This is a genomic window from Variovorax sp. OK212 (genome assembly GCF_900112425.1).
GTDB lineage: Bacteria > Pseudomonadota > Gammaproteobacteria > Burkholderiales > Burkholderiaceae_C > Variovorax.
Genome location: NZ_FOLP01000025.1, coordinates 26,719 through 49,062, shown reverse-complemented (window position 1 = coordinate 49,062; position 22,344 = coordinate 26,719). Strand labels below are relative to the sequence as shown.

The 22,344-nt window shown below is 67.0% G+C and carries 15 protein-coding genes; 14 read left to right on the top strand and 1 reads right to left on the bottom strand.

What is annotated here, in order from left to right:
* Positions 1-271 precede the first annotated feature (271 nt).
* From BM004_RS35730 to BM004_RS35715, 4 genes are read left to right on the top strand one after another with little or no spacing between them, the layout of a single operon-like run.
* The gene (locus BM004_RS35730; protein WP_093220832.1) at positions 272-2,593 is read left to right on the top strand and encodes a TonB-dependent receptor; all 2,322 of its coding nucleotides are present in this window, start codon (positions 272-274) and stop codon (positions 2,591-2,593) included.
* A gap of 20 nt (positions 2,594-2,613) precedes the next feature.
* Complete coding sequence (locus BM004_RS35725; protein ID WP_093220829.1) at positions 2,614-3,300, top strand: Fe2+-dependent dioxygenase; 687 nt, start codon at positions 2,614-2,616, stop codon at positions 3,298-3,300.
* A gap of 52 nt (positions 3,301-3,352) precedes the next feature.
* On the top strand, positions 3,353-4,369 hold the full coding sequence (locus tag BM004_RS35720) for a DUF2167 domain-containing protein (protein ID WP_093131757.1): 1,017 nt from the start codon (positions 3,353-3,355) through the stop codon (positions 4,367-4,369).
* Between the two features lie 34 nt (positions 4,370-4,403).
* Complete coding sequence (locus BM004_RS35715; RefSeq protein WP_093220827.1) at positions 4,404-5,132, top strand: site-2 protease family protein; 729 nt, start codon at positions 4,404-4,406, stop codon at positions 5,130-5,132.
* Between the two features lie 699 nt (positions 5,133-5,831).
* Here BM004_RS35715 and BM004_RS35705 read toward each other — a convergent pair.
* The gene (locus BM004_RS35705) at positions 5,832-6,920 is read right to left on the bottom strand and encodes a LacI family DNA-binding transcriptional regulator (RefSeq protein WP_093220824.1); all 1,089 of its coding nucleotides are present in this window, start codon (positions 6,918-6,920) and stop codon (positions 5,832-5,834) included.
* Positions 6,921-7,013: 93 nt separating this feature from the next.
* On the opposite strand from BM004_RS35705, the gene BM004_RS35700 reads away from it, so the two are divergent.
* From BM004_RS35700 to BM004_RS35655, 10 genes are all read left to right on the top strand, one after another.
* A complete protein-coding gene (locus BM004_RS35700; protein WP_177206721.1) occupies positions 7,014-7,997 on the top strand; it encodes a Bug family tripartite tricarboxylate transporter substrate binding protein in 984 nt (327 codons plus the stop codon).
* A gap of 148 nt (positions 7,998-8,145) precedes the next feature.
* Positions 8,146-15,618, top strand: a complete 7,473-nt coding sequence (locus BM004_RS35695; RefSeq protein ID WP_177206722.1) for an autotransporter outer membrane beta-barrel domain-containing protein — start codon at positions 8,146-8,148, stop codon at positions 15,616-15,618.
* Positions 15,619-15,717: 99 nt separating this feature from the next.
* On the top strand, positions 15,718-17,046 hold the full coding sequence (locus tag BM004_RS35690) for an ATP-binding protein (protein ID WP_177206723.1): 1,329 nt from the start codon (positions 15,718-15,720) through the stop codon (positions 17,044-17,046).
* A gap of 4 nt (positions 17,047-17,050) precedes the next feature.
* Positions 17,051-17,413 carry a response regulator gene (locus BM004_RS35685; RefSeq protein WP_093220812.1) on the top strand — a complete coding sequence of 121 codons (363 nt, stop codon included), beginning with the start codon at positions 17,051-17,053 and terminating at the stop codon, positions 17,411-17,413.
* Positions 17,410-18,744, top strand: coding sequence for an ATP-binding protein (locus BM004_RS35680; protein WP_093220810.1), 1,335 nt, complete (start codon positions 17,410-17,412; stop codon positions 18,742-18,744). Before BM004_RS35685 ends, BM004_RS35680 begins: the two co-directional genes overlap by 4 nt.
* On the top strand, positions 18,741-19,220 hold the full coding sequence (locus BM004_RS35675) for an ATP-binding protein (RefSeq protein ID WP_093220808.1): 480 nt from the start codon (positions 18,741-18,743) through the stop codon (positions 19,218-19,220). Before BM004_RS35680 ends, BM004_RS35675 begins: the two co-directional genes overlap by 4 nt.
* Before the next feature lie 16 nt (positions 19,221-19,236).
* Positions 19,237-19,581, top strand: coding sequence for an STAS domain-containing protein (locus tag BM004_RS35670; RefSeq protein ID WP_177206724.1), 345 nt, complete (start codon positions 19,237-19,239; stop codon positions 19,579-19,581).
* Positions 19,578-20,468, top strand: coding sequence for a patatin-like phospholipase family protein (locus tag BM004_RS35665; RefSeq protein ID WP_093220804.1), 891 nt, complete (start codon positions 19,578-19,580; stop codon positions 20,466-20,468). Before BM004_RS35670 ends, BM004_RS35665 begins: the two co-directional genes overlap by 4 nt.
* Positions 20,428-21,666: a PP2C family protein-serine/threonine phosphatase gene (locus BM004_RS35660; protein ID WP_093220803.1), complete on the top strand. Its 1,239-nt coding sequence runs from the start codon at positions 20,428-20,430 to the stop codon at positions 21,664-21,666. The genes BM004_RS35665 and BM004_RS35660 overlap by 41 nt, the downstream gene beginning before the upstream one ends.
* A 30-nt stretch (positions 21,667-21,696) precedes the next feature.
* Positions 21,697-22,206 (top strand): GNAT family N-acetyltransferase, encoded by a 510-nt coding sequence (locus BM004_RS35655; RefSeq protein ID WP_093220800.1) that lies wholly within the window; start codon positions 21,697-21,699, stop codon positions 22,204-22,206.
* Positions 22,207-22,344 lie beyond the last annotated feature (138 nt).

Genomic DNA, 22,344 nt, shown 5'->3' with positions numbered 1-22,344 from the left:
GTGCCAAAGTGCGGTTACATCAACAGACAATTGGCCGGCGCACGGCGATTTCGCGCCGCTGCGTGCGCAGTTTTTCTCAGCCGCATGCACCCGCGAACCTGCCTGCCACCTGACTTTTCACGTAAAGACACGCGCGTGTCTCGCCGGCCAAACACCTCTCGGCAAATTTTCCAAATAAGAGTCATTCGCGGTGAGAATTTCCGCCGGTGCTGCTTTGGTTTGCACCGCAACGCCGGGGCACTCCCCGCGCACCTTTCGGAAAGCCGCCGCAATGACCCGTTCCTCCCCTTCCCTCCCCGCTTCCCGCTTCTCGCGCCACACCCCCGTGGCCCTTGCCCTGCTCGGCCTCTGCGCTTCGTTGCCCACCGCCTTCGCCCAGCAGGCCGACGCGCCTGCGGCATCTGCCGCGCCTGCCACGGCAACGAGCGCGCCCGGCACAAACGGCACCTCCGTTCCCGGCACGCTGCGCGAAGTGCAGGTGCAGGGCGCGCAGGACAGGACCAGCTTCGGCGCCAACCCTTCGTCGCTCAACCGCCTTCCCGCCGACCTGCGCGACGCGCCGCAGTCGATCACCGTGATCAACCAGGCCGTGATGCAGTCGCAAGGCGCCACCTCGCTGGCGAGCGCGCTGCGCAACGTGCCGGGCCTGACCATCGGCGGCGCCGAGGGCGGGCAGATCGGCACCAACATCAACCTCAACGGCTTCTCGGCGCGCACCGACATCTACCTGGACGGCGCACGCGACCGCGCGCAGTACTACCGCGACACCTTCGCGCTCGAATCGGTCGAGGTGCTGATGGGCCCGTCGTCGATGCTGTTCGGCCGCGGCTCCACGGGCGGCGTGATCAACCAGGTCACCAAGAAGCCGTCGCTCACGCCCGCGGGCGAGATCTCGGTGTCGGCCAGCACCACGGGGCTGGTGCGATCGACCATCGACATCAACCGGCCGCTGTCGGACACCTCGGCCTTTCGCATCGCGGCCATGGGCCAGCAGGGCGACGCGAGCACGCGCGAGCAGACCAGGCTGAAGGACTTCGGCCTCGACGCCTCGCTGAAGTTCGGCATCAACACGCCCACGCAGGTCACGCTGTCGGCGCTGGTGCAGCACAACCGCGACCAGCCCGACTACGGCGTGCCGCCGCTCAACGGCCACCCGGCCAAGGTCGACCGCAACACGGCCTTCGGCTTCAGCGACGACCGCACGATTTCCGACATCCAGGCCTTCAGCGCGGTGGTGCAGCACAAGCTCACGCCCGACACGTCGATCCGCAACCAGACGCAGTACAACGACGTGACCACCGACGCGCGCGAGACCGCGCCGCAAGCCATTGGCACGCTGTCGGCCAAGGGCGTGTTCACGCCCTTCTCCACCGGCACCACCGCCGTGCCCGCCGCGGCCTTCTCTTCGCTGCCGCTGAGCAGCCTGTGGGTGCGCCAGCAAAGCCATGACCGCACGATCCACGACAAGTCGCTGTTCAACCTGACCGAGCTCAACACGAAGTTCACGACCGGCGCCATCAAGCACACGCTGCTCGCGGGCCTGGAGCTGGGCCACGACACCTACGACAACCAGGCCTACTACCGCAACGGCACCTGCGCGGGCGTGGCGCTGAACCCGGCGGGCAGCACCAGCGGCTATGCCACCTGCTCGCCGCTGCTCGCGCCCTACCAGGGCAACACGCCGAGCACCGCACCCGCACTGCCCGGCAACCTGGCCACCGCCAGCGCCACGACGGTGGCGGGCTACGTGAACGACACCATCGAGCTGAGCCCGCAGTGGAAGCTGGTGGGCGGCGTGCGGCAGGACCACTACCGCGCGAGCATCGCCAACAGCATTTCGAGCGCGACCACGCTCGCCGCCGAAAGCCAGACCATCGACTTCACCAGCGTGCGCGCCGGCGCCATCTGGCAACCGACGCCCGAGCAGTCGTACTACGTGTCGTACAGCACGTCGTTCAACCCGTCGCTCGAGCAGCTGGTGGCCACCACGGGCGCCACGCAGCCGCTGCCGCCACAGAAGAACAAGGCCTACGAGGTCGGCGGCAAGTGGGACATGAACGACGGCAACCTCTCGCTGACGGCCGCCGCGTTCCAGATCACGCAGACCAACGCGCGCTCGCAGAACAGCGACGGCACCTACAGCGCCACCGGCACGGTGCGCGTGAACGGCGCGCGCGCCGGCGTGGCGGGCCGCGTGACCGACAAGCTGCAGCTGTTCGGCGCCTACACGCACCTGGACGCGACCATCGTGGACGGCATCGCGCCCGGCACGCTCGGCAAGGTGCCCGCCAACACGCCCAAGGACGCGGCCAGCCTGTGGGCCACCTACGCCATCACGCCCGAGTGGGAGATCGGCGGCGGCACCACCTACAGCGCGAAGCGCTTCGCGAACAACACCGACCTCGTGCAGGTCGGCGGCTACGCGCGGCTGGACGCGATGGTGGCTTACCATCAGCCCAAGTACGACATCCGCCTGAACCTGTTCAACCTGGCCAACCGCCATTACTACGACGCGCTGATTCCATCGGACGGCGGCCGTGCGGTGCCGGGCTCGGGCCGGGCGGCCACGCTGTCGTTCACCTACCGGCTCTGAGTTCGAGAGGAAGCTTCGACATGCTGGTCTGCATTCCCGGCGTGCTCAACGCCGAAGCGCTCGCCGCGGTGCGCGCGCGCCTCGAGGCCGCGGGCGACGCGTGGGTCGACGGCCGCGTCACCGCCGGCCACCAGGGCGCGCCGGTCAAGTTCAACCAGCAGATCGACGAAGGCTCGGCGGTGGCGCACGAGTGCCAGGCCATCGTGGCGAGCGCGCTGGAGCGCCACCCGACCTTCATCAGCGCGGCGCTGCCCAACCTGCTGTACCCGCCGATGTTCAACCGCTACAGCGAAGGCATGCGCTTCGGCCTGCACGTGGACGGCGGCGTGCGCATCGACCCGCGCAGCGGCCGCAAGCTGCGCACCGACCTGTCGGCCACGCTGTTCCTGTCGGACGCCGACAGCTACGACGGCGGCGAGCTGCAGATGGAAGACACGCACGGCATGCAGACCGTGAAGCTCGCGGCCGGCGACATGGTGCTGTACCCCGCCACCAGCCTGCACCAGGTGACGCCCATCACGCGCGGTGTACGGGTCGCATGCTTCTTCTGGGTGCAGAGCCTCGTGCGCGACGCGGGCGACCGCGCGCTGATGTTCGACATGGACAACGCGATCCAGCGGCTGAACCAGAGCGGCGCCGACGAAACGGCGCGCCGCACGCTCGTGGGCACGTACCACAACCTCCTGCGCAAGTGGAGCGACACCTAGGTATTTACACTCTCTTGACTCGCCAAACCGATAACAACCGAGGAGAGAGAACTTGCGTATTCAAACCGCCCGCCTGACGGCCGGCCTGCTGCTCGCGTGCGCCGCTTTCGTGGCCCACACCGCTCACGCCGCATCGCCGACCACCCCTTCGACCACGGCCGCACCCGGCCCGTCCGCCGACTCGGTGGAAGCCGAGCAGGAGGCGGCCTTCAAGGCCGCCAAGGCCGCGCAGAAGGCCGGTCCCGCCGACATCACGCTGCGCGACCAGGCCCACCTGAAGCTGCCCGAAGGCTACGTGTGGGTGCCCATGCCCGCCGCCGCGCAGCTGATGCGCGCCATGGGCAACCGCACCGACGACACCTTCCTCGGCGCGGTCTTCCCCGCCGACGACGCCGACTGGATGGCGGTGGTGAAGTTCGTGAAAGAGGGCTACATCAAGGACGACGACGCCAAGGACTGGAACGCCGACGACCTGCTCAAGAGCCTGAAGGAAGGCACCGAGGCCGCGAACGAAGAACGCGCCAAGCGCGGCATTCCGTCCATCGAGGTGACGGGCTGGGCGCAGAAGCCCGAGTACGAAGCCGGCGCGCACCGCCTCGTGTGGTCGGCCTTGTCCAAGCGCAAGGGCGGCACGGACGACAACCAGGGCGTCAACTACAACACCTACGCATTGGGCCGCGACGGCTACCTGAGCCTGAACCTCATCACCAACGCGAAGGACCTCGACAAGTACAAGCCCGACGCCGCCAAGCTGCTCGGCGCGCTGCAGTACGACGACGGCAAGAAGTACGCCGACTTCAACTCGTCCACCGACAAGGTCGCCGCCTACGGCCTGGCCGCATTGGTGGCCGGCGTGGCGGTGAAGAAGCTGGGCCTGTTCGCGATCATCCTGGCCTTCGTGGCCAAGTTCGCGAAGCTGGCCATCGTGGCGGTGGGCGGTGCGCTGTGGGGCGTCTCCAAGCTCTTCAAGAAGAAGGAACCGGCGGTGGTGGCCATGCCTGCCGCAGTGGCACCGCCCGCGAACGACACCCCCGCCTTCAACGAACCGCCCAAGCCGCCCACGGCCTGAGGCACAGCCGCATGGCCTCACGCAAGCAGGCGCCATGGTGAAGCTGCTGCTGTTGCTGCTGAGCGCCGGCAAGCTCGGCAAGCTGCTGCTGTCGGGCGGCACGATGCTGGTGTCCGTGGTGGCCTATGCCTTCGTGTTCGGCTGGCGCTACGCGGTGGGCTTCGTGGCGCTGATCTTCATCCATGAGATGGGGCACTTCCTGGCCGCGAGGCAGCGCGGCCTCGACGTGGGGCTGCCCACCTTCATTCCGTTCGTGGGCGCGTGGATCGACCTCAAGCAGCAGCCGCACGACGTGGAGACCGAAGCCTGGGTCGGCCTGGGCGGCCCGCTGCTCGGCAGCCTGGCCGCACTGGCCTGCTACTTCGCGGCGCGCGAAACCGACAGCCGCCTGCTGCTGGCGCTCGCGTACGCGGGCTTCTTCATCAACCTGTTCAACCTGATCCCGCTGTCGCCCTTCGACGGCGGGCGCATCACCGCGGTGCTCACGCCGCGCGTGTGGCTGCTGGGCGTGCCGGTGCTGGTGGCGCTGTTCTTCTGGCGGCCGAGCCCGATGCTGATCCTGGTGGCCGTGCTGGCCGCGCCGCAGGTCATGCGCGCATGGAAGTACGACCCCAAGGACCCGGCCAACCAGCAGTACTACGCGGTGTCGAGCGAGACGCGGCTGACGTACAGCGTCTACTACATCGGCCTGCTCGCGTTCCTCGCGGTGATGGCGCACGACACGCACGAGATGCTGGGCAGCGCGCGCTTGCTGGGCGGGTGAGGCGGCGCGCGCGATGCGTGCGGGTGGCGCGCCATGCAGCCGAAGCTGCATTTGTTGGCGCGATCGCCGCGCGGCGGGCGCCGTTGTCTACAGCGAATGCCCCAGTCACTCACTGTCCCAGCAAGGGGAACAAGGAGCCGCTACCACCAACCGGATGAATGAATAACTGAAGAACCGCGCGCCTCGCGGCGGGTTGTCGGTGCTGAACAAGCAGCGACGCAGACGCGAGGTATCAAAGGCGACGGCCGGGGTGCTAGTAACACCCCGACCGGCTAACCAAAGAAGTGCAACAACCTCTAAAGGACCGCACAAAAATGGCTGCCAAGACTATAGCCGCGGCCCCCTCGCCTCGAACTTCCCCCGACGCAACCGCGCAAGACCCGGCGGACCTGCTCGCAAACACACTTTCTCAACTCGAAGCCCTGCTGTGAGTCTGCCACGGGGAAAACATCGACTGGTGCAGCGGCACGGGGCCGCGACAACTGGACAACGTGCTTTGGCTTGCGGCTGAATTAGCGCGCAAGGCGGGGGAGCTGTTTCAGTTGAGCGAGAAGGCGCGGCATGGAATGCCTGAGAACGGCGGTTAGCAGCTGGTCTGGCGGGCTGCGAGTTTCGCGGCCCGTCTTCAGCGCAGGGTGCACCCAACAGTAGTGATCCAGGAAGATTCAGGAATCACGCGGCTTCAATTCCGAGAAGCCATCAGGCCGAGTCGCGCATGACCAGTTCGAAAGGTCGCTCAAAGCCGCGGCCCGGTTGGTCCGCGTCGAGGCCGTCCAACCGTGCGATCAGCAACTCGGCTGCAAAGTGGCCCATCTCGTGTTCGAAGCGGCGCACCGTGGTCAAGGCGGGGTGCAGCAATTGCGCAGAGGGAATGTCGTCGAAGCCGGCCACCGCGACATCGTCGGGAATGCGTCGGCCTGCCGCGCGCAACGCTGCCATGGCTCCGATCGCCAGCAGATCGTTGGCCGCGAACACGGCGCTGCAATGGAAGTGCTCTGCCAACTCGGCTTGCATGGCACGCAAGCCCGCCGCTTGTGTGAAGTCGTCGGCGGTAATGAGACTGGCTGAAAGCCCCGCCTTCTGCATCGCGGCATGAAAGCCTCGCTGGCGTTCCGCGCCCGGGCCCCTCGGGCAGGACAGCATGGCGATGCGCTGATGCCCTTTGTCGATCAGGGCCTGTGTCATGGCCTGCGCGGCCGCTGCGTTGTCGATATAGACCTGGTCGATGTCGCCGGACGGCCGGTACTCGCTGACCATCTGGACCACGGCAACGCGACCGTGCAGTGCCTGCGCCAGATCGGCTGCGTCGAAGTGAAAGAACAGCGCCATCACGCCGTCCACATGCCCCTGCGACAGCCACTGCAACGCCCGGCGCTCGCGCTCGAGCGTGCCGTCGGTGTCGAAGATCATCGTGTCGTAGCCTGCCGCGTCGGCAGCGGACTGGAAACCCCGCACAAGGGCGGGAAAAGTCGGGTTCGTGATGTCCGGGATGATGCACGCCAGCGTGTGCGTTCGCGCGGACTGGAGGTTGCGGGCCATGCGGTTGGGCACATAGCCCAGCCGCTGTGCGGTCTGCAAGATCAGCTCGCGCGCCTCGGCCGACACCGTGGACGGCTCCACGCGGTTGAGTACCAGGGACACGGCGGTCTGCGACAAGCCCGTGGCAAGGGCAATGTCACGCTGCGTGGGGCGTCGCTGGCCCCGCGCAGGCGCCTTGGCCTTGCTGCCGGATACCCCCGAGGGGCCGGCCCCGATGGGAGCGGGTTTGCCGGCCGTGGGATTTTTCATGCTTGACTGTCACCAATAATACGTATTATTTCCAACCTCCGATTCCAAGAGGTATCAGTCCGGATGATGCCCCGAAAAACGAAGGATTCCGCCATGACCATCTCGCGCCGTGCGATCGCCTTGTCGGGCATGGGCGCAGCGCTGCTCGCCGGCGCCCCCCGCGCCCTCGCCGGTACCGGCACTCTCACCATCCTGGTGGCGCAGCCTGCCGGAGGCGTGACGGATGTGTTCGCGCGGGCTGTTGCCCCGGCGCTGGGTCAGGGGCTGGGGCGTGTCGCGGTGGTGGAAAACGTCGCCGGGGCCAGCGGCTCCATTGCCGCCAACCGCTTGCTGGCGGCCGTGCCCGACGGCAGCACGCTCTTCGTGGGATCGCCCTCCGAGACGGTGCTCGCACCGCTCACCCTGCGCGCTGTCCGATACAAGCCCACGGATTTCCGGCTCCTGGGCCTGATCAACGATTCGCCGCTGGCGCTGTACGCGCGCCGTGACTTGCCTGCAAACAATCTTGACGAACTCATTGCACTGGCGCGCAAAGGCGGCGAAGGGCCCATGAGCTACGGCAGCACGGGGCAAGGCTCGTTGTTCCACCTCGTGACGCAGACGTTGCTGTCCGCGACGGGCATCCAGGCTACGCACGTGCCTTACCGCGGGGGCTTGCCCATGCTGACCGACCTTCAGGGCGGCGTCATCGACTTCGCGGTGATGCCCGTCGACGCGCTGCTGGGCAGCATGGTCGCCGGCGGCAAGTTGAAGGTGCTGGGCGTCTCGTCCGCGCGGCGGCTCGAGCGGTTCCCCGCCGCTGCGACCTTCGACGAAAGCCGAGCCGCACCTGCCATCGGTCGCCCGAGCATCTGGGTCGGCCTGCTGGTGCCTGCCGCGATGAGCGAGAGTGCCAGCGTGCAGCTGCACAAGATCGTCACGCGGGCGCTCGGCAATGCGGACGTGCGCAAGACCATCGGTGCTGCTGGGGGGGCCGTCCCGCTGCCCATGTCACTGCTCGACGCCGCGCGTTTCTATGCCGCGGACACCTTGAAGCTGCAGGCGCTCGCAAAGGCTGCGCAGGTCGAGCCGATGTAACTGGCCTCAAGCCGGTTTCAGCCAGCCAGATGATTGCTTCGGGATCGACTGAATCATCAAAGTAATACGTATTACAATAATTCCAGTCCTTGTCTTGCGGCTGCTCCTCATGCGTGGGCAGCTCGCGCATCTGGAGAGATTTCCTGTCATGAACATCAGCTATCGGAGTGTCTGGAACCGTTCCATCGGCGCGTGGGTTGCCGTATCGGAAGTCGTCCGTGGTCGCGGCAAGCGCGGGCGCGGCGGTCGCAGTCGCGGCGCGGCGGTGCGTGCACTGGCCGTTGCGGCGCTGGCGTTGACAGGCGCGGGCAGCCATGCCCAGACCATCGTGGATGACGGACCTCTGGTGGTCGGCTCCGACGCCCAGCTTGGCGCCGATTCCGTCGTCGTGGACAACACGCTCAATCGCAATGCCACGCTGAAGATCAATTCCGGCGTCAGCATCGGCAACGAAATCATCCTCAACAACGGGGGCACGCTGAACAACGCGGGCACCATCTCGCGAACCGCCGTGGACGATACGGCGGTCCGCTCCGATGTGGGCGGCGCCACGGTGAACAACGCCGCCACTGGACGGATCGTCGGCGAATATATCGGCGTGAGCCTGAGCGACGGCGGCACGGTGACCAACACGGGTGGCACCATCAGCGCCGCGGCCGCAGATGGTGACGACAAGGGTGTGTACATCTGGGGCAAGACAGGCACCGTCACCAACGAGGCCGGCGGCACGATCACGGCGCAAAGCATCGGCGTGCAACTCGCCGCAGGCGGCAGCGTGACCAACGATGCCAGCACCATCGAGGCCACTGGCAGTGACGGCTCGGCCGTGTACATCCACGACGCGCCGGGGGACGTCACCAACAAGAATGCCGGCCTCATCACAGGTGTCCGGTCCGGCGTCAATATGGAAGCCGGTGGCACGGTCAGCAACATCGGCGCAGGCAGCGTCATCGGCGCGAGCGGTGTTGGGGGTACAGGCGTGGCCATCAGCGGCGGCAATGGCACGGTGACCAACAGCGGCACGATCGAGGCCAGCGGCGTCGACGGCCAGGGAGTGGTCATCGGCGGCGGAACTGCGCAGGTCACCAACTCCGGCACCATCCAGGCGCCTGGCAGCGGCGGACGGGCCATCTACCTGTATGCGGACCCGGGCGACACCCTCACGGTGAACAACCAGGCGGGGGGGAAGATCACCGGCGCGGGAACCGGTGTGCAGCTCAATGGCAATGGCACGGTGACCAACAGCGGCGAGATCAGCACAACTGCCGCGGATGGAATGGGCGTGTACTTCGGCACCGCCGCAGGAGCGGTCGTCAACACGCAGGCCGGAACGATCACGGGCGGGGCCGCCGGCGTGCTGCTCGACTTCAGTGGTGACGTGACCAACACCGGCGGCACCATCCGCGCGACCACGGACGGGAAGAACCTCGATGGCGGCCACGGCGTGGCGATCGTCGGCGGCCTGGGCACCGTCACCAACCAGGGCGGCGGCACCATCATGGGCAAGCTCTACGGAGTGAGCCTTGCCGACGGCGGCACGATCACCAACACCGCCAGCACGATCAGCGCCGATGGGATGGACCCGCTTGCCGCTGGCGTGGGCATCAGTGGCGCGCCGGGCACGGTCACCAACACCGGCGCGGGCAGCCTCATCAAGGGCCCCGCGGCAGGCGTGCGCCTGATCAATGGGGGCACGGTGATCAACGGCGCCGGCGCCACCATCCAGGGCAAGTCGGCGGTGGAAGTCATTGCCGGGAACGCGACACTCAGCAACGCTGGCGCCCTCGTGGGCAATGTGGTGCTGCGCGGCGCCAGCACCAACAAGGTCACGCTGTTCACTGGTTCCAGCATCACGGGCAACCTGGGCATCGGCACCAACGCCGCCTCCACGCTCACGCTGGACGGCCTGGGCGATCAGCTTTATTCGAACGCCGTGACCGGCACCACCACGCTCGGCTCGGGCAGCGTGGTCAAGGTCGGCAGCGGCACCTGGACCCTGGACAAGGCCATGACGCGCAGCGGCGCCACGCAGGTCGCCGCGGGAACGCTGGTTGTCGCCAACAACACGGCGCTGGGCACGGGCAGCGTCACCGTGGACGACACGGGCAAGGCCGCTGCCACGCTGCAGGTCGACGCTGGCTTCAGCATCACCAACCAGGTCGTCGTCAACAACGGGGGCACGCTGAACAATTCGGGCACCGTCACGCGCACGGGTGCGAACCAGATTGCCGTCGAAACGAAGGCCGGAGGGGGCACCATCAACAATACCGGTGGCCGTCTTGCGGCCACAGGCACCAACACCATGGGTGTCAAGGTCACCAACGGCGTTGGCACGGTGACAAACCAGACAGGCGGCACGATCGCAGGCGGGGAGGCCGGCATCTGGCTGACCGGCGGTGGCTCGGTACGCAATACCGGCGCCGGCAGCGCCATCAGTTCGGGCGCCAACGCAAGCCTCGGCTACGGCGTGTACGCGACATCTGCCACAGCCTCCGTGACTGTCACCAATGAGGCCGGCGCAAGCATCGCCGGCAAGGCATCGGGCGTCTACCTCGGCGCCGGGGGCAGCGTGATCAATGACGGTCTCGCGAGCAAGATCAGCGCCGACGCGAACGGCAGCGTGGGGGTGTCGATCGGCGCATTGAGCAGCACGGCATTGGGCGTCGTCAACAACCTGAACGGCGCGACGATTGAGGGCGTCAATGGCGGCGTCGTCCTGTACAACGGCGGCGAAATACTCAACGATGTCGGTTCAGTGATCAAGGCCAATACGGCGGTGATCGTCATGTCCGGAGGCACCAGGCTCACCAACAAGGGCCAGCTGATCGGCGGCGTGAATCTGAATTTCCGGAACCCGCCCCAAGCACATCAGGTCACGCTGTTCACTGGCTCCAGCATCACCGGAAGCCTGGGCATAGGCAGCAACGCCGCGTCCACGCTCACCCTGGACGGTACGGGCCAGCAGTTCTACTCCAATGCTGTCGGCGACAACACCAGCTTCAGCGCCGGCACCCTCGTCAAGCAGGGCATGGGCACCTGGACACTGGACAAGGCCATGACGCGCGGCGGCGCTACGCAGGTCGCCGCAGGCACGCTGGCAGTTGCCCACGGTTCGGGTCTGGGCAGCGGCACCGTGACCGTGGACAACACAGACCGTCTCGGCGCCACCCTGGCGGTCGACTCGGGTGTCAGCATCGGTAACGCGGTCATCGTCAACAACACGGGTACGCTGAACAACGCGGGCACCATTTCGCAAACGGCTGCGGGCCAGAAGGCAGTGATTTCAGAGACAGGCGGTGCCACGGTGAACAACGCGGCCACCGGACGGGTCGAGGGCGACAAACGTGGCGTGGACCTGGCCGATGGGGGCACGGTGACGAACACAGGCGGCACGATCCAAGCCAACGCCGCAGGTAGCTATGGCGCCGTGACGGGGGGGGTAGCCGCCACGGTCAACAACACATTGGGCGGCACGATCTCGGGCGTACAAGCCGGCGTAGCGGTGTGGGGCAGCGGCGGCAACACGGTAGACAACAACGGGGCCGCTATCACGGCCTCCATCGGCAATGCCGTGTACGTCCAAAACAGCGGGACAACAGTCACCAACAGGGGCGGCGGAAAAATCACCGGCAAGGCGAGCGGCGTGTTCCTTGTCTCGGGCGGCACGCTGATCAACGATGCCGATTCGACGATCGAGGGGACAGCAGGCGTGGCGGTGGCTTCGAACGCCGGAGGCACCGCCGTCACGCTACGCAATGCAGGCAAGCTGATTGGCGACGTGAACCTGCCCTCCTCCGAGGCCAATGAAGCCCACGAGGTCACGCTGTACACGGGCTCCAGCATCATGGGCCGATTGCAGGCGAATTCCCAGGCTTCCACGCTGACGTTGGACGGTGTGGGTGATCAGCTCTACGCCAAGGCCGTCACCGGCACTACCACCTTCACTGGCAGCCTCGTCAAGCGAGGTCTTGGCAACTGGACGCTGGACCAGACCCAGAACGGCCTGACCACCGGGAACGCCCGCGTTGAAGGCGGCACGTTGAATGTCGGCACCCGGCTGGACAGTGCAAGTGTCAACGTCCTCAGCGGTGCGACCCTGGCCGGTGGTGGCACCCTGGCCGGGGCAGTGAAAATCGCCGACGGCGGCCATCTGGCCTTGCTCAGCGGCAGCACCCTGTCGGCAGCCTCGCTGGTGCTTGGTGCGAACAGCAACCTGGACGTGGCCCTGGGCGCGCCGTCGGACACCCGCTTGCTCAACCTCGCCGGCGACTTGACGCTGGATGGCAAGCTGAACGTCACCGACGCGGGCGGCTTCGGGCGTGGTGCCTACCGATTGATCGACTACGGCGGCAGCCTCACCGACAACGGCCTGGACCTGGGCAACCTGCCCCTGGGCTACAAGGCCGGCGACATGGCGGTGCAGACCAGCGTCGACAAGCAGGTCAACCTGGTGGTGGGCTCCAGCTCCGGCACCTTGCGGTTCTGGAATGGCAATGTGCTGCAGCCCAATGGCAAGGTCAACGGCGGCAGCGGCGTCTGGAATGCAGGCGACAGCAACTGGACCACGACCGACGGCACGGCGAGCCAGGCCTGGGCGCACGACTTCGGCGTGTTCAACGGCACCGGTGGCACCGTCACCATGAACGGTGCGCAAAAATTCAGTGGCCTGCAATTCGCAGTGGACGGCTATGAACTGGTAAGCGGCGCCGGCGGGAAACTGACGGCGCTCAATGACAGCGACGGCTATGCACAGATCCGCGTGGACCCAGGCGTGACGGCCCGCATCGCGGTAGCCATCGATGGCGACGGCCAGCTGGACAAGCGCGACCGCGGCACCCTGGTGCTGAGCGGAAACAACAGCTACACCGGCGGTACCGCCGTGCATGGCGGTACGCTGGTGGCCGGCAGCAACACGGCGCTGGGCACCGGCACCGTGACGGTGGACAACGCAGGCGATTTCGGCGCCAGGCTGCAGATTGCCTCGGGGCTGAGCATCGCCAACGAGATCATCCTGAACAACCTGGGCAGGCTGGACAACGCTGGCTTGATCGAACGCACGGCCCCAGATTCCGCGGCCGTGCACTCTCAAACTGGCGGCGCCATCGTCAACAACCTGGCCGATGGGGTGATTTCCGGATACTCGCAGGGGGTGATGATGGATCAGGGCGGCACGGTGAACAACCAGGGCGGCAAGGTCCGCGCCCTCACCACTGGGAACGCCATCGAGACAAGCGGCGCAGCAGGAACGGTCAACAACACGGGCGGCGGCATGGTCTCGGGCCGGTTTGCGGGTGTGGCGATGTACGCGGGCGGCAAGGTCAGCAACATCGCGAGCACGATCTTTGCCGACATGCAGACCGCTTCAGGCGTCTATATCGAAGGGGGCGACGCCATCGTCAGCAACACCGGCGGCGGACGCATCGAAGGGGGGGGCACGGGCATCAACACCTCGACCAACACAGCGACGGTGATCAACGGCGTCGGCTCGACCATCAAGGGACAAGGCGTAGCGGTCCATGCGTTCAGAGGCGATGTGACGCTCAGCAACTCAGGCCAGATGTTCGGCAATGTGTTCCTGGATGGCACCGGCACCCACAAGATCACCTTGTATACCGGCTCCAGCGTCACGGGCGACCTGCGCATCGGCACCAACGCCGCCACCACGCTGACGCTGGACGGCGCAGGGTCGCAGCGGTATTCCGATGCCGTCACAGGCGCCACCATTTTCAACGGCACCCTCATCAAGCAGGGCAGCGGCACCTGGACGCTGGACCGGGCCAGCGCGCGTTCAGGCGGCACGTCCCTCAAGGCCGGCCGCTTGAACCTCGGCGACAGCATGGCCCTGGGCACGGGCACGCTGTCCATGGACGACGGCACCACCCTTGGCTTTGCTGCCGATGGCCTGACCATCGCCAACGCCATCCACATGACCGGCAGCAACGATCCGGTGATCGACACCGGTGCCTTCAACGAAACCCTCGCCGGCGTGATCTCGGGTGGCGGCTTTCTCACCAAGCAGGGCACGGGCACCCTGACCCTTGCTGGCGCGAACGTCTACACCGGCGCCACGAACGTGGCCGCAGGCACCTTGAGGGCAGGCGCCGCGAACACATTCGCCTCGAGCAGCGCGCACAGCGTGGCCGCCGGCGCCACCCTCGATACGGACGGCTTCAACCAGACCGTCGCCGCTCTCGCCAATGCCGGCACCGTCAACCTGCGCAGCGCTGGCGGTGCCGTGGGCAGCACGCTCACCGTCACCGGCCCCTACGTGGGCAACAACGGCGTGCTGCAGGTCGCCACAGCGCTGGGCGACAGCACCAGCATCAGCGATCGGCTCCTGCTGAGCGGTGCCGGCGCGGTGGCCAGCGGCAGCACCCAGGTGAAGGTGACGAACGTCGCCGGCCTGGGCGCGCTCACCACGGGCAACGGCATCCCGGTGGTCGTGACCGAGAAGGGCGCGCGCATAGAGGCCAACGCGTTCAGCCTGCCTGGCGGCCACGTCGATGCCGGCGCCTTCGAATACCGCCTGACCGCCAACGCCAGCGGTGCGTGGCTGAACTCGAACGTCCCCCCCGTGGACCCGATGAACCCCGCAGACCCCGTGAGCCCCGCGAACCCCGTGGGCTCCGGCACGCCCGGACCATCCGCGCCCCTGTACCGCGCCGAAGTCCCGTTGATCGCCGCGCTGCCCGAGCAACTGCGCGAAGCCAACCTCGCGATGCTGGCCAACCGCAGTCAACGTGTGGGCGACAGCGTGGGCGCCAATGCGCCTGCAGGCTCCCGCCAGGCCTGGGGCCGCGTCCTCAGCGTGCAGCGCGACATCGCCCAGGGCGGCGCCGTCAGCCCGCACAGCCGCGGGCGCCTCACCGGCTTCCAGGCCGGCACCGACCTCTTCGTCGGCGGCAGCGCCGATGCGCAATGGCAGGTCGGCGTCTACGTCGGCCAGCTCGACGGCGACATGAGCGCCAGCGGTTTCGCACGCGGCATCGCGAACCTGCAGGCCGGGCGCAACACCCTGAGGAACCAGTACCTGGGCGCCTACGGCAGCTACCAGGGCAGCAGCGGTCTGTACGCCGAAGCCGTGCTGCAGGCCGCACGCCACCGCTATGGCGTGGAGGCGATCACGAGCAGCAGTGCCAACGGCAAGGGGTCGAGCCTGCTCGCCTCGCTGGAAGTTGGGCAGTCCTTCGAGCTCGCGCCGGGCTGGCGCGTCGAGCCGCAGCTGCAGCTCATTCACCAATCGCTCGACCTGAACGATCTCGCCCTGGGCGGCCTCACCACCGTGGGCCAGAACACGAAGAGCGGCTGGAGCCTGCGCACCGGCATCCGGGTGCAAGGCGAACTGGCCACCGCCATCGGCACGCTGAAGCCCTATGGCCGCCTGAATGTCTACAAGAGCCCGAACGGCACGGACAGCGCCAGCTACCGCACGCCGGCTGCGCTCACCGTGATCGGCACGCCCACCGGCGGCACGCGCACGGAAGTGGCCATGGGCGCCACGCTGGCGCTGAGCGAGCGCACCAGCCTGTATGGCGAAATCGGGCAACTGAACGCCAGCGGCGGCAACACGCGCACCGAGGGTGGCGTGAACGCGAGCGTGGGCTTGAAGATGCGCTGGTAAGGGCCCGGCCATGGAACTGCACGGAGTCTTTGCTCGATGACCGCCGCACCGGTCCTGCCATCCCCGAGGTCGAGGCCGCGGCCGCGCGTCCATCCGACCGTGCGCCTGGACTATGGCCTGCGCGTGGTGGGACACGGGTTCTTCGGTGCCGTGGCGCTCTCGGTATTGCAACTGCGGTCGATGCCTGTCGGCATCCTGGTGCTGATGTGCGGCACTGCCTTGCTGTGGCCGCACCTGGCCTACCTGGCGGCGAGCCGCGCCCGCGACAGCAAGGCCGCCGAGCGGCGCAACCTGCTGATCGACAGCTTCCTCATGGGCGCATTCACGCTGCTGACCGGCCTCGATCTGTGGATCTGCGTGGTGTCCTTCACGGCCATCAACGCTGCCAACCTGAGCATCGGCGGGCTGCGCCTGGGCTTGGCAGGCGCCGGGTGCTTCGTGCTCGGGATTCTGGCCGTGGGACTCAACGCCGGTTTCGATGTGTTGCCGGTCCCGCTGTTGGCGCACGTGATGACGGCGCTCGCCGTCATCACCTACACGGCCGCGTTCGGCCTGGCGTCGCATTTCAGGACGCGCCAGGCCATCGGCGCGAAGCGGGAGGTGCATGCCCGCAACCAGGTCATCGAGCACCAGAAGGCGGATCTCGAGCAGGCCCGCGTGATTGCCGAGCAGGCCCGCGAACAGGCGGAGACCGCCAACCTCGCCAAGAGCACCTTTCTGGCAAACATGAGCCACGAACTGCGTACGCCGCTCAATGCGGTGATCGGCTACACCGAGATGCTGGAGGAGGACCTGGCGGAGCGCGACGAACTCGACACCGCGCTCGCCGACCTGGGCCGCATCAAGGGCGCTGCGCGGCACCTGCTGCAAATGATCAACGACGTGCTCGATCTGTCGAAAATCGAGGCCGACCGGATGGAGCTGCATGTCGAGTCCTTCGAGCTGGCCGAGCTGCTGGACCAAGTGCTCTCGACCACCCAGCCTCTGATGACCGTGAACCGCAACAGCTTGCAGGTGCAGTGCGCGCAGGGGTTGAGCCTGATGCAGTCCGATCTGACGAAGCTGCGGCAAGTGCTGATCAACCTGGTGTCGAACGCGGCCAAGTTCACCAGCGACGGCCGCATCTCGATAGCCACCACCGGCGACGTCGATGCGAGTGGCCAGCCTGTCGTGGTTTTCGAGGTCAGCGACACCGGTATCGGCATGACCCCTTCGCAGTTGGGCCGCCTCTTCCAGCCCTTCGTGCAAGCCGAATCCCGGACGACGCGGACATACGGTGGAACGGGCCTCGGGTTGGCCATCAGCCGCCGTCTGTGCCGCCTGATGGGCGGCGACGTGACCGCCATCAGCACACTCGGCGCGGGCAGCCGGTTTCGGGCAGTCGTGCTGGCGAAATTGCCCCTTGCCGAAAATGCAGCCGAGGACTGAAAACATGCCGAAGATCCTGCTGGTCGAGGACAACGAGTTGAACCGGGACATGCTGTCGCGGCGGCTGTCGCGGCGCGGCTACGACATGGTGATGGCCTTCGACGGCGCGGATGCGCTGATCGCGGCCACGAGCGCTCGGCCGGCGCTGATCCTGATGGACATGAGCCTGCCGGTCATGGACGGCTGGGAGGCCACGCGCCGCCTGAAGGCCAACCCTGATCTGCGCGACATCCCGGTGATCGCACTCACCGCGCATGCCATGGACGGAGACCGCCAGCGCGCGATGGACGCGGGCTGCGACGACTTCGACACCAAGCCGATCGAACTCGAACGGTTGCTGACGAAGATCGAGGGCCTGCTGCCATGACGGCGCCGCGGCGCCTGTACGGCGGGGTGCGGGTGAACTACCCGGTGCGTATCGGCGCCCATCTGGCCGCCGGCTTGCTGCTCGGCTCGGTCTTCACCACGCAGCCGCCGACCGCGCTGTGGTGGGCGGGCGTGGTCATGCTGACGTGGCCGCATCTGGCCTATTGGCTGAGCTGCCGCGCCGCCGACAGCAGGCGCAGTGAAATGCGCGCCTTGCTGGTCGATTCTTTCCTGATCGGAATCTACGGCGGCCTCTCGGGCATCAACCCCTGGATCATCGTCGCGCTGGGGGGTGCCATGCATGCATCGAACGTGGGTTCAGGCGGCGTGCGCCACGCCTTGCGTGGCCTGCTTGCCATTGCGATGGGCATCGTGACGGGCGCCGCCGCAACAGGTTTCGAGTTTCGTCCAGACACTTCCTTGTTGACGATCTCGCTGTCGGCTGCGGCCGCGGCGCTCTACCTGTCGCTCTTCGGCCACGCGATTCATGCCGAATCGCTGCGCATCGCCCGCACGCGTGCTGCATTGCAGGAGCGCAATCGCCAGATCGAAGCCCAGGCCCTGCACCTCGAACAGGCGCGACAGGAGGCAGAGTCGGCCAACAAGGCCAAGAGCGCCTTCCTGGCGAACATGAGCCACGAGCTGCGAACGCCGCTCAACGCCGTGATCGGCTACGCGGAGCTGCTGGAAGAAGAACTGACCGACAGCGTGCCCGCCGCAGCCCGCGCGGACCTGGCACGCATCAAGCATGCGGCGAAGGAGTTGCTGTCGATGATCAATGCCGTGCTGGACTTGACCCGGCTGGACGCCGACAAGATTCAGCTCCACCTCGAGGACTGCGACCTGCGCGGCCTGCTGACCTCCGTGGAGGCCGCCGTGCAGCCGCTGCTGACCGCCAACGGCAACCTCATGCGGACAGACGTGCAGCCGGGTCTGGCCCTGGTCCATGTGGACGCACTTCGACTGCGGCAAGTGCTGATTGCGCTGGTTTCCAACGCGGCCAAGTTCACGACCCAAGGGCGCGTGCGGCTGCGCGCGGCTGCGCGCGAGCGGCAAGCCGGCGCACTGGAGGTGCGCTTCGATATCGAGGACACCGGCATCGGCCTGAGCCCCGTGGAGATCGGCAAGCTGTTCCAGCCCTTCCTGCAAGCCGACGAGGGCAGCACCCGGGCCTTCGGCGGCAGCGGCCTGGGCCTGGCGATCAGCCGCCGCCTGTGTCGCCTGATGGGCGGAGACATCGAGGTGACCAGCACGCCCGGCGCGGGTTCGTGCTTCACCGTCTGGCTTCCCCAGCCGCCGTCGTCGGACGCGCCGTCGAAGAGCCGGGCATGACAGAGCAGCGCACCTTCCCCCTCGGGCTTGCCAGCGCGCTCGATCGCATCACGTGCGGTGCCGAGCTCGCCAACCTGCCGGCATTGCTGGCGATGGTTGCCGCCATGTGCAGTCGTGAGTTGATCGACGAGCAGACATGCCACGACCTTCGGCTCATTGCCGAGGAGGCCTGCGTCAACGTCATGCACCACGCCTACCCCGCAGGCCAGGTCGGCCCGCTGACGCTGGAGTTGCGGATCGTGCATCAGCGCGGCCCGCGCCGCATCGTGTTGACGCTGGAAGACCAGGGCAAGCCCTTCGACCCGCTGACCGTCGCGCCTGTGGACGCCACCGCGGCGCTGCAGGCGCGAGCACCGGGCGGCTTGGGCGTTCACCTGATCCGTGAGCTCTCCGACCGCCAGCACTACCAATGCCGCCCGCGCCGAGGCAACGTCCTCACCATCGAGAAATACCTGGTGCCGCTCGCATCCTATTGACCCCTGGAGAAAGCTCGTGCAGATCAACATCACACAACACGATACGGTGGCCGTGCTGGCCATCACCGGCAGCGTGGACAGCCTCAACGCCGATGCGCTGACCCAGCGCTTTGCGGCGTCGATTTCCGGCGGCAACGTGCGCCTGGTGGCCGACTTTTCGCTGGTGAACTACACCAGCAGCGCCGGCCTGAGGTCCTTGCTCGGCACCGTCAAGAGCTGCCGTCTTGCCGGCGGCGACCTGCGCATGGCCGCGGTGCAACCTCAGGTCAGGCGGGTGCTCGAGATCGCCGGCTTCACCAGCATCCTCAAGATATTTCCCGACGTGCGCCACGCGGTGGAAAGCTTCACGGAGGCCGCATGAAACACGCGCCAGTTCAGGGACCTGCGGTCACGCTGGTGATCGGCTCGGGCAGCGTCAAGTGCGCAGCCTCCATCGGCGTGGTCAAGGCGCTCTCCGATGCGGGCATCGGCATCGATCGCGTGGTCGGGTGCAGCGGTGGCGCCTTGTTCGCAGCCGGCGTTGCACTTGGCTTCGACGCCGCCAGGATTACCGATATCACCTTGCGCACCTGGACCCGCAAGATGACCTCCAAACGCAACCACATGGGCTTCCTGCGCCTGCTGGCACCCAGGCTCTTCGGGTTTCGGGCAGACAACTTCGGCTTGCGTGACGATGGCTCGATGCTCGCGGCCTTTCGCGATGTCTTCGGGCAGCGGCGCATCGAGGACACGCCGATTCCGCTGCACATCACGGCCACCGACTTCATGAATGGCGAGCTGGTCGACATCACCCGCGGCGACATGGTCGATGCGATTCGCGCCAGTGTCTCGCTGCCCCTGGCGTTTGCGCCCGTGAAGCTGGGCGGCCGGCTGCTGGTCGATGGCTACATGTCCGACCCGCTGCCGGTCAGCGTGGCGATGAAGAACGGCAGCCGCGTGATCGTCGCGGTGGGCTTCGAGAGCCCGTACCAGGACAACATCCGCAGCGCGAGTCGCTTTGCGGCCCAGCTCAGCGCGATTCTCGCGAACAACCTGCTCCAGTCACGCCTGGCTTTCCAGAGCGCGGCGCACCACTCCGAGATGATCCTGATCCTGCCGCAATTCAAGCAGCGCGTGCGCCTGTTCGACACCGACAAGGTGCCCTACCTCATCGAAGAGGGCGAGCAGGCCGCCCTGCAGCAACTGCCTTACCTGCGCGCGTTGCTCGATGCGGATCGCCGCGCCCGCGTTGAATCCGTCGCGGCCTGAGCCGATGCCGATGCCGACGCCAACGCAGCCGCAGGAGCGCCAGATGCGCATTCTGGTGGTCGACGATCTCGAGATCAATCGCGACCTGCTGGTGCGCCGCATTCGGCGCCTGGGCCATGAAGCCGGCGTTGCCGTGAACGGCCGCGATGCGCTCGACAAGTTGCATCGGCAGGACTGGGACCTGGTGCTGCTGGACATCACCATGCCGGAGATGGATGGCTACGAAACCCTGCAACGCATCCGAGCCACTCCCCCATTGGCACAGCTGCCCGTGGTGATGGTCTCGGCCATCGACGAGAGCGAAAGCGTGGTGCGCTGCCTGGAGCTGGGGGCCGACGACTACCTGCCCAAGCCCTTCAACCCCGTGGTGCTGCACGCGCGCATCGAATCTTCGCTGGCCAAGAAGCGCCTGCAGGACCAGAAGAGCCAGCTGCTGCAGGCGCTCTCGCGCGAATTGCAGATCGGCCAGCGCATCCAGCAAGGCTTTCTTCCTGCGGAACTGCCGAGCCTGCAGGGATGGTCTCTGGGCGCCCGCTGCACGCCGGCCCGGCAGGTTGGAGGCGACTTCTACGATGCCTATTTGCTGCCTGGCGGCGCGCTCGCGCTGGTGGTAGCCGACGTGTGCGACAAGGGCGTGGGGGCGGCGCTCTACATGGCGCTATTTCGCACACTGCTGCGCGCGATGGCCTGCCAGGAAAAACCCACGGAGGCCCCGTCCACGACGCTCGTGCGCAGCGTGGCTTTCGCCAATGACTACATCGCCACCGTGCACGGACACGAGAACATGTTCGCCACCTTGTTCTTCGCGCTGCTGGAGCCGGACAGCGGGCGCATGCACTACCTCAATGCCGGCCATGAAGCGCCGTTCGTGCTGCAGGCAGAGGGCGAGACCGCGGCGCGACTCGGCATCACCGGTCCGGCGGTCGGGTTGATGCCCGGCAACCGCTGCGCCGTGCGGACCTTGACGATGCAGCCGGGCGCCCGGTTGCTCCTGTACACCGATGGGGCCAGCGAAGCGCTGGGCATGTCGGGACCTTTTGGCGAAGAGGCATTGGGGCACGCACTGGCCCGCCAAGCCGGCTCTGCACAGGCCCTGGTCGACGACGTGTGTGCGCAGTTGGCTGTGCACGTGGGTGCGTTCGAGCCGCACGATGACGTGACCTTGCTCGGCCTGACGCGTGAGCTCCCCGAGCAGTGAAGATGCCCGACCAACCCGGAAGACTCGACCATGACGCAACTCACGCAACCCATGCAACCCGCCGTTTTCGTCCGCCGTGTGCGCATGGAAGACGCGCAAACCATGCAGGGCTTTTTGTCTGGGCTGAGCGTGACGTCGCGGCGAAACCGTTTCCATGGCGGCGTGAGCGGCGCCTCGCCCAAGTTGGTGGCCTACCTGGTCAATGCCGATGGCATCCGGCATGCGGCTTGGGTGGCCTGCACCTGGGGAGCGAACGGCGAGGAAATCGTCGGTGAGGCAGGTTGGTTCGTCGTGGACCCCGAAGGCGGCAGCGCCGAGTTGGCCCTGAGCGTGCTGGATGGATGGCAGGGCTCCGGTGTGGCCGGCCGGCTGATGACGACCCTTATGGCGGGCGCACGCGACGCGGGCTTGCGCCGCCTCTACGGCGATGTGCTCGACGCCAATCTGCGAATGCTGGCCTTCATGCGAAAACACGGGCTGGAGCCAGGTTTCGACGAGCCACCCGACCGGGGCGTGGAGCGTGTGAGCTGTGAGCTGTGAGTTGTGAGCTGGCATGACGGCGCATATCGCTTGGACACCAGGTTGAAACACGTCGAGAGCGACTTGCCGCTGGTGCTCGACAGTTTCTGTCTCTACGGAGAAATCGGCAAGCTCTGGGCCCTCCGGTGGCAACGCGCG

Excerpts from the sequence above, each read along its gene's own strand:
- BM004_RS35730 (WP_093220832.1), top strand. The coding sequence starts at position 272 with ATGACCCGTTCCTCCCCTTCCCTCCCCGCTTCCCGCTTCTCGCGCCAC.
- BM004_RS35665 (WP_093220804.1), top strand. The coding sequence starts at position 19,578 with ATGAAACACGCGCCAGTTCAGGGACCTGCGGTCACGCTGGTGATCGGC.
- BM004_RS35655 (WP_093220800.1), top strand. The coding sequence starts at position 21,697 with ATGACGCAACTCACGCAACCCATGCAACCCGCCGTTTTCGTCCGCCGT.
- BM004_RS35695 (WP_177206722.1), top strand. The coding sequence starts at position 8,146 with ATGAACATCAGCTATCGGAGTGTCTGGAACCGTTCCATCGGCGCGTGG.
- BM004_RS35680 (WP_093220810.1), top strand. The coding sequence starts at position 17,410 with ATGACGGCGCCGCGGCGCCTGTACGGCGGGGTGCGGGTGAACTACCCG.
- BM004_RS35715 (WP_093220827.1), top strand. The coding sequence starts at position 4,404 with ATGGTGAAGCTGCTGCTGTTGCTGCTGAGCGCCGGCAAGCTCGGCAAG.
- BM004_RS35700 (WP_177206721.1), top strand. The coding sequence starts at position 7,014 with ATGACCATCTCGCGCCGTGCGATCGCCTTGTCGGGCATGGGCGCAGCG.
- BM004_RS35705 (WP_093220824.1), bottom strand. The coding sequence starts at position 6,920 with ATGAAAAATCCCACGGCCGGCAAACCCGCTCCCATCGGGGCCGGCCCC.
- BM004_RS35725 (WP_093220829.1), top strand. The coding sequence starts at position 2,614 with ATGCTGGTCTGCATTCCCGGCGTGCTCAACGCCGAAGCGCTCGCCGCG.
- BM004_RS35660 (WP_093220803.1), top strand. The coding sequence starts at position 20,428 with ATGCGGATCGCCGCGCCCGCGTTGAATCCGTCGCGGCCTGAGCCGATG.
- BM004_RS35685 (WP_093220812.1), top strand. The coding sequence starts at position 17,051 with ATGCCGAAGATCCTGCTGGTCGAGGACAACGAGTTGAACCGGGACATG.
- BM004_RS35675 (WP_093220808.1), top strand. The coding sequence starts at position 18,741 with ATGACAGAGCAGCGCACCTTCCCCCTCGGGCTTGCCAGCGCGCTCGAT.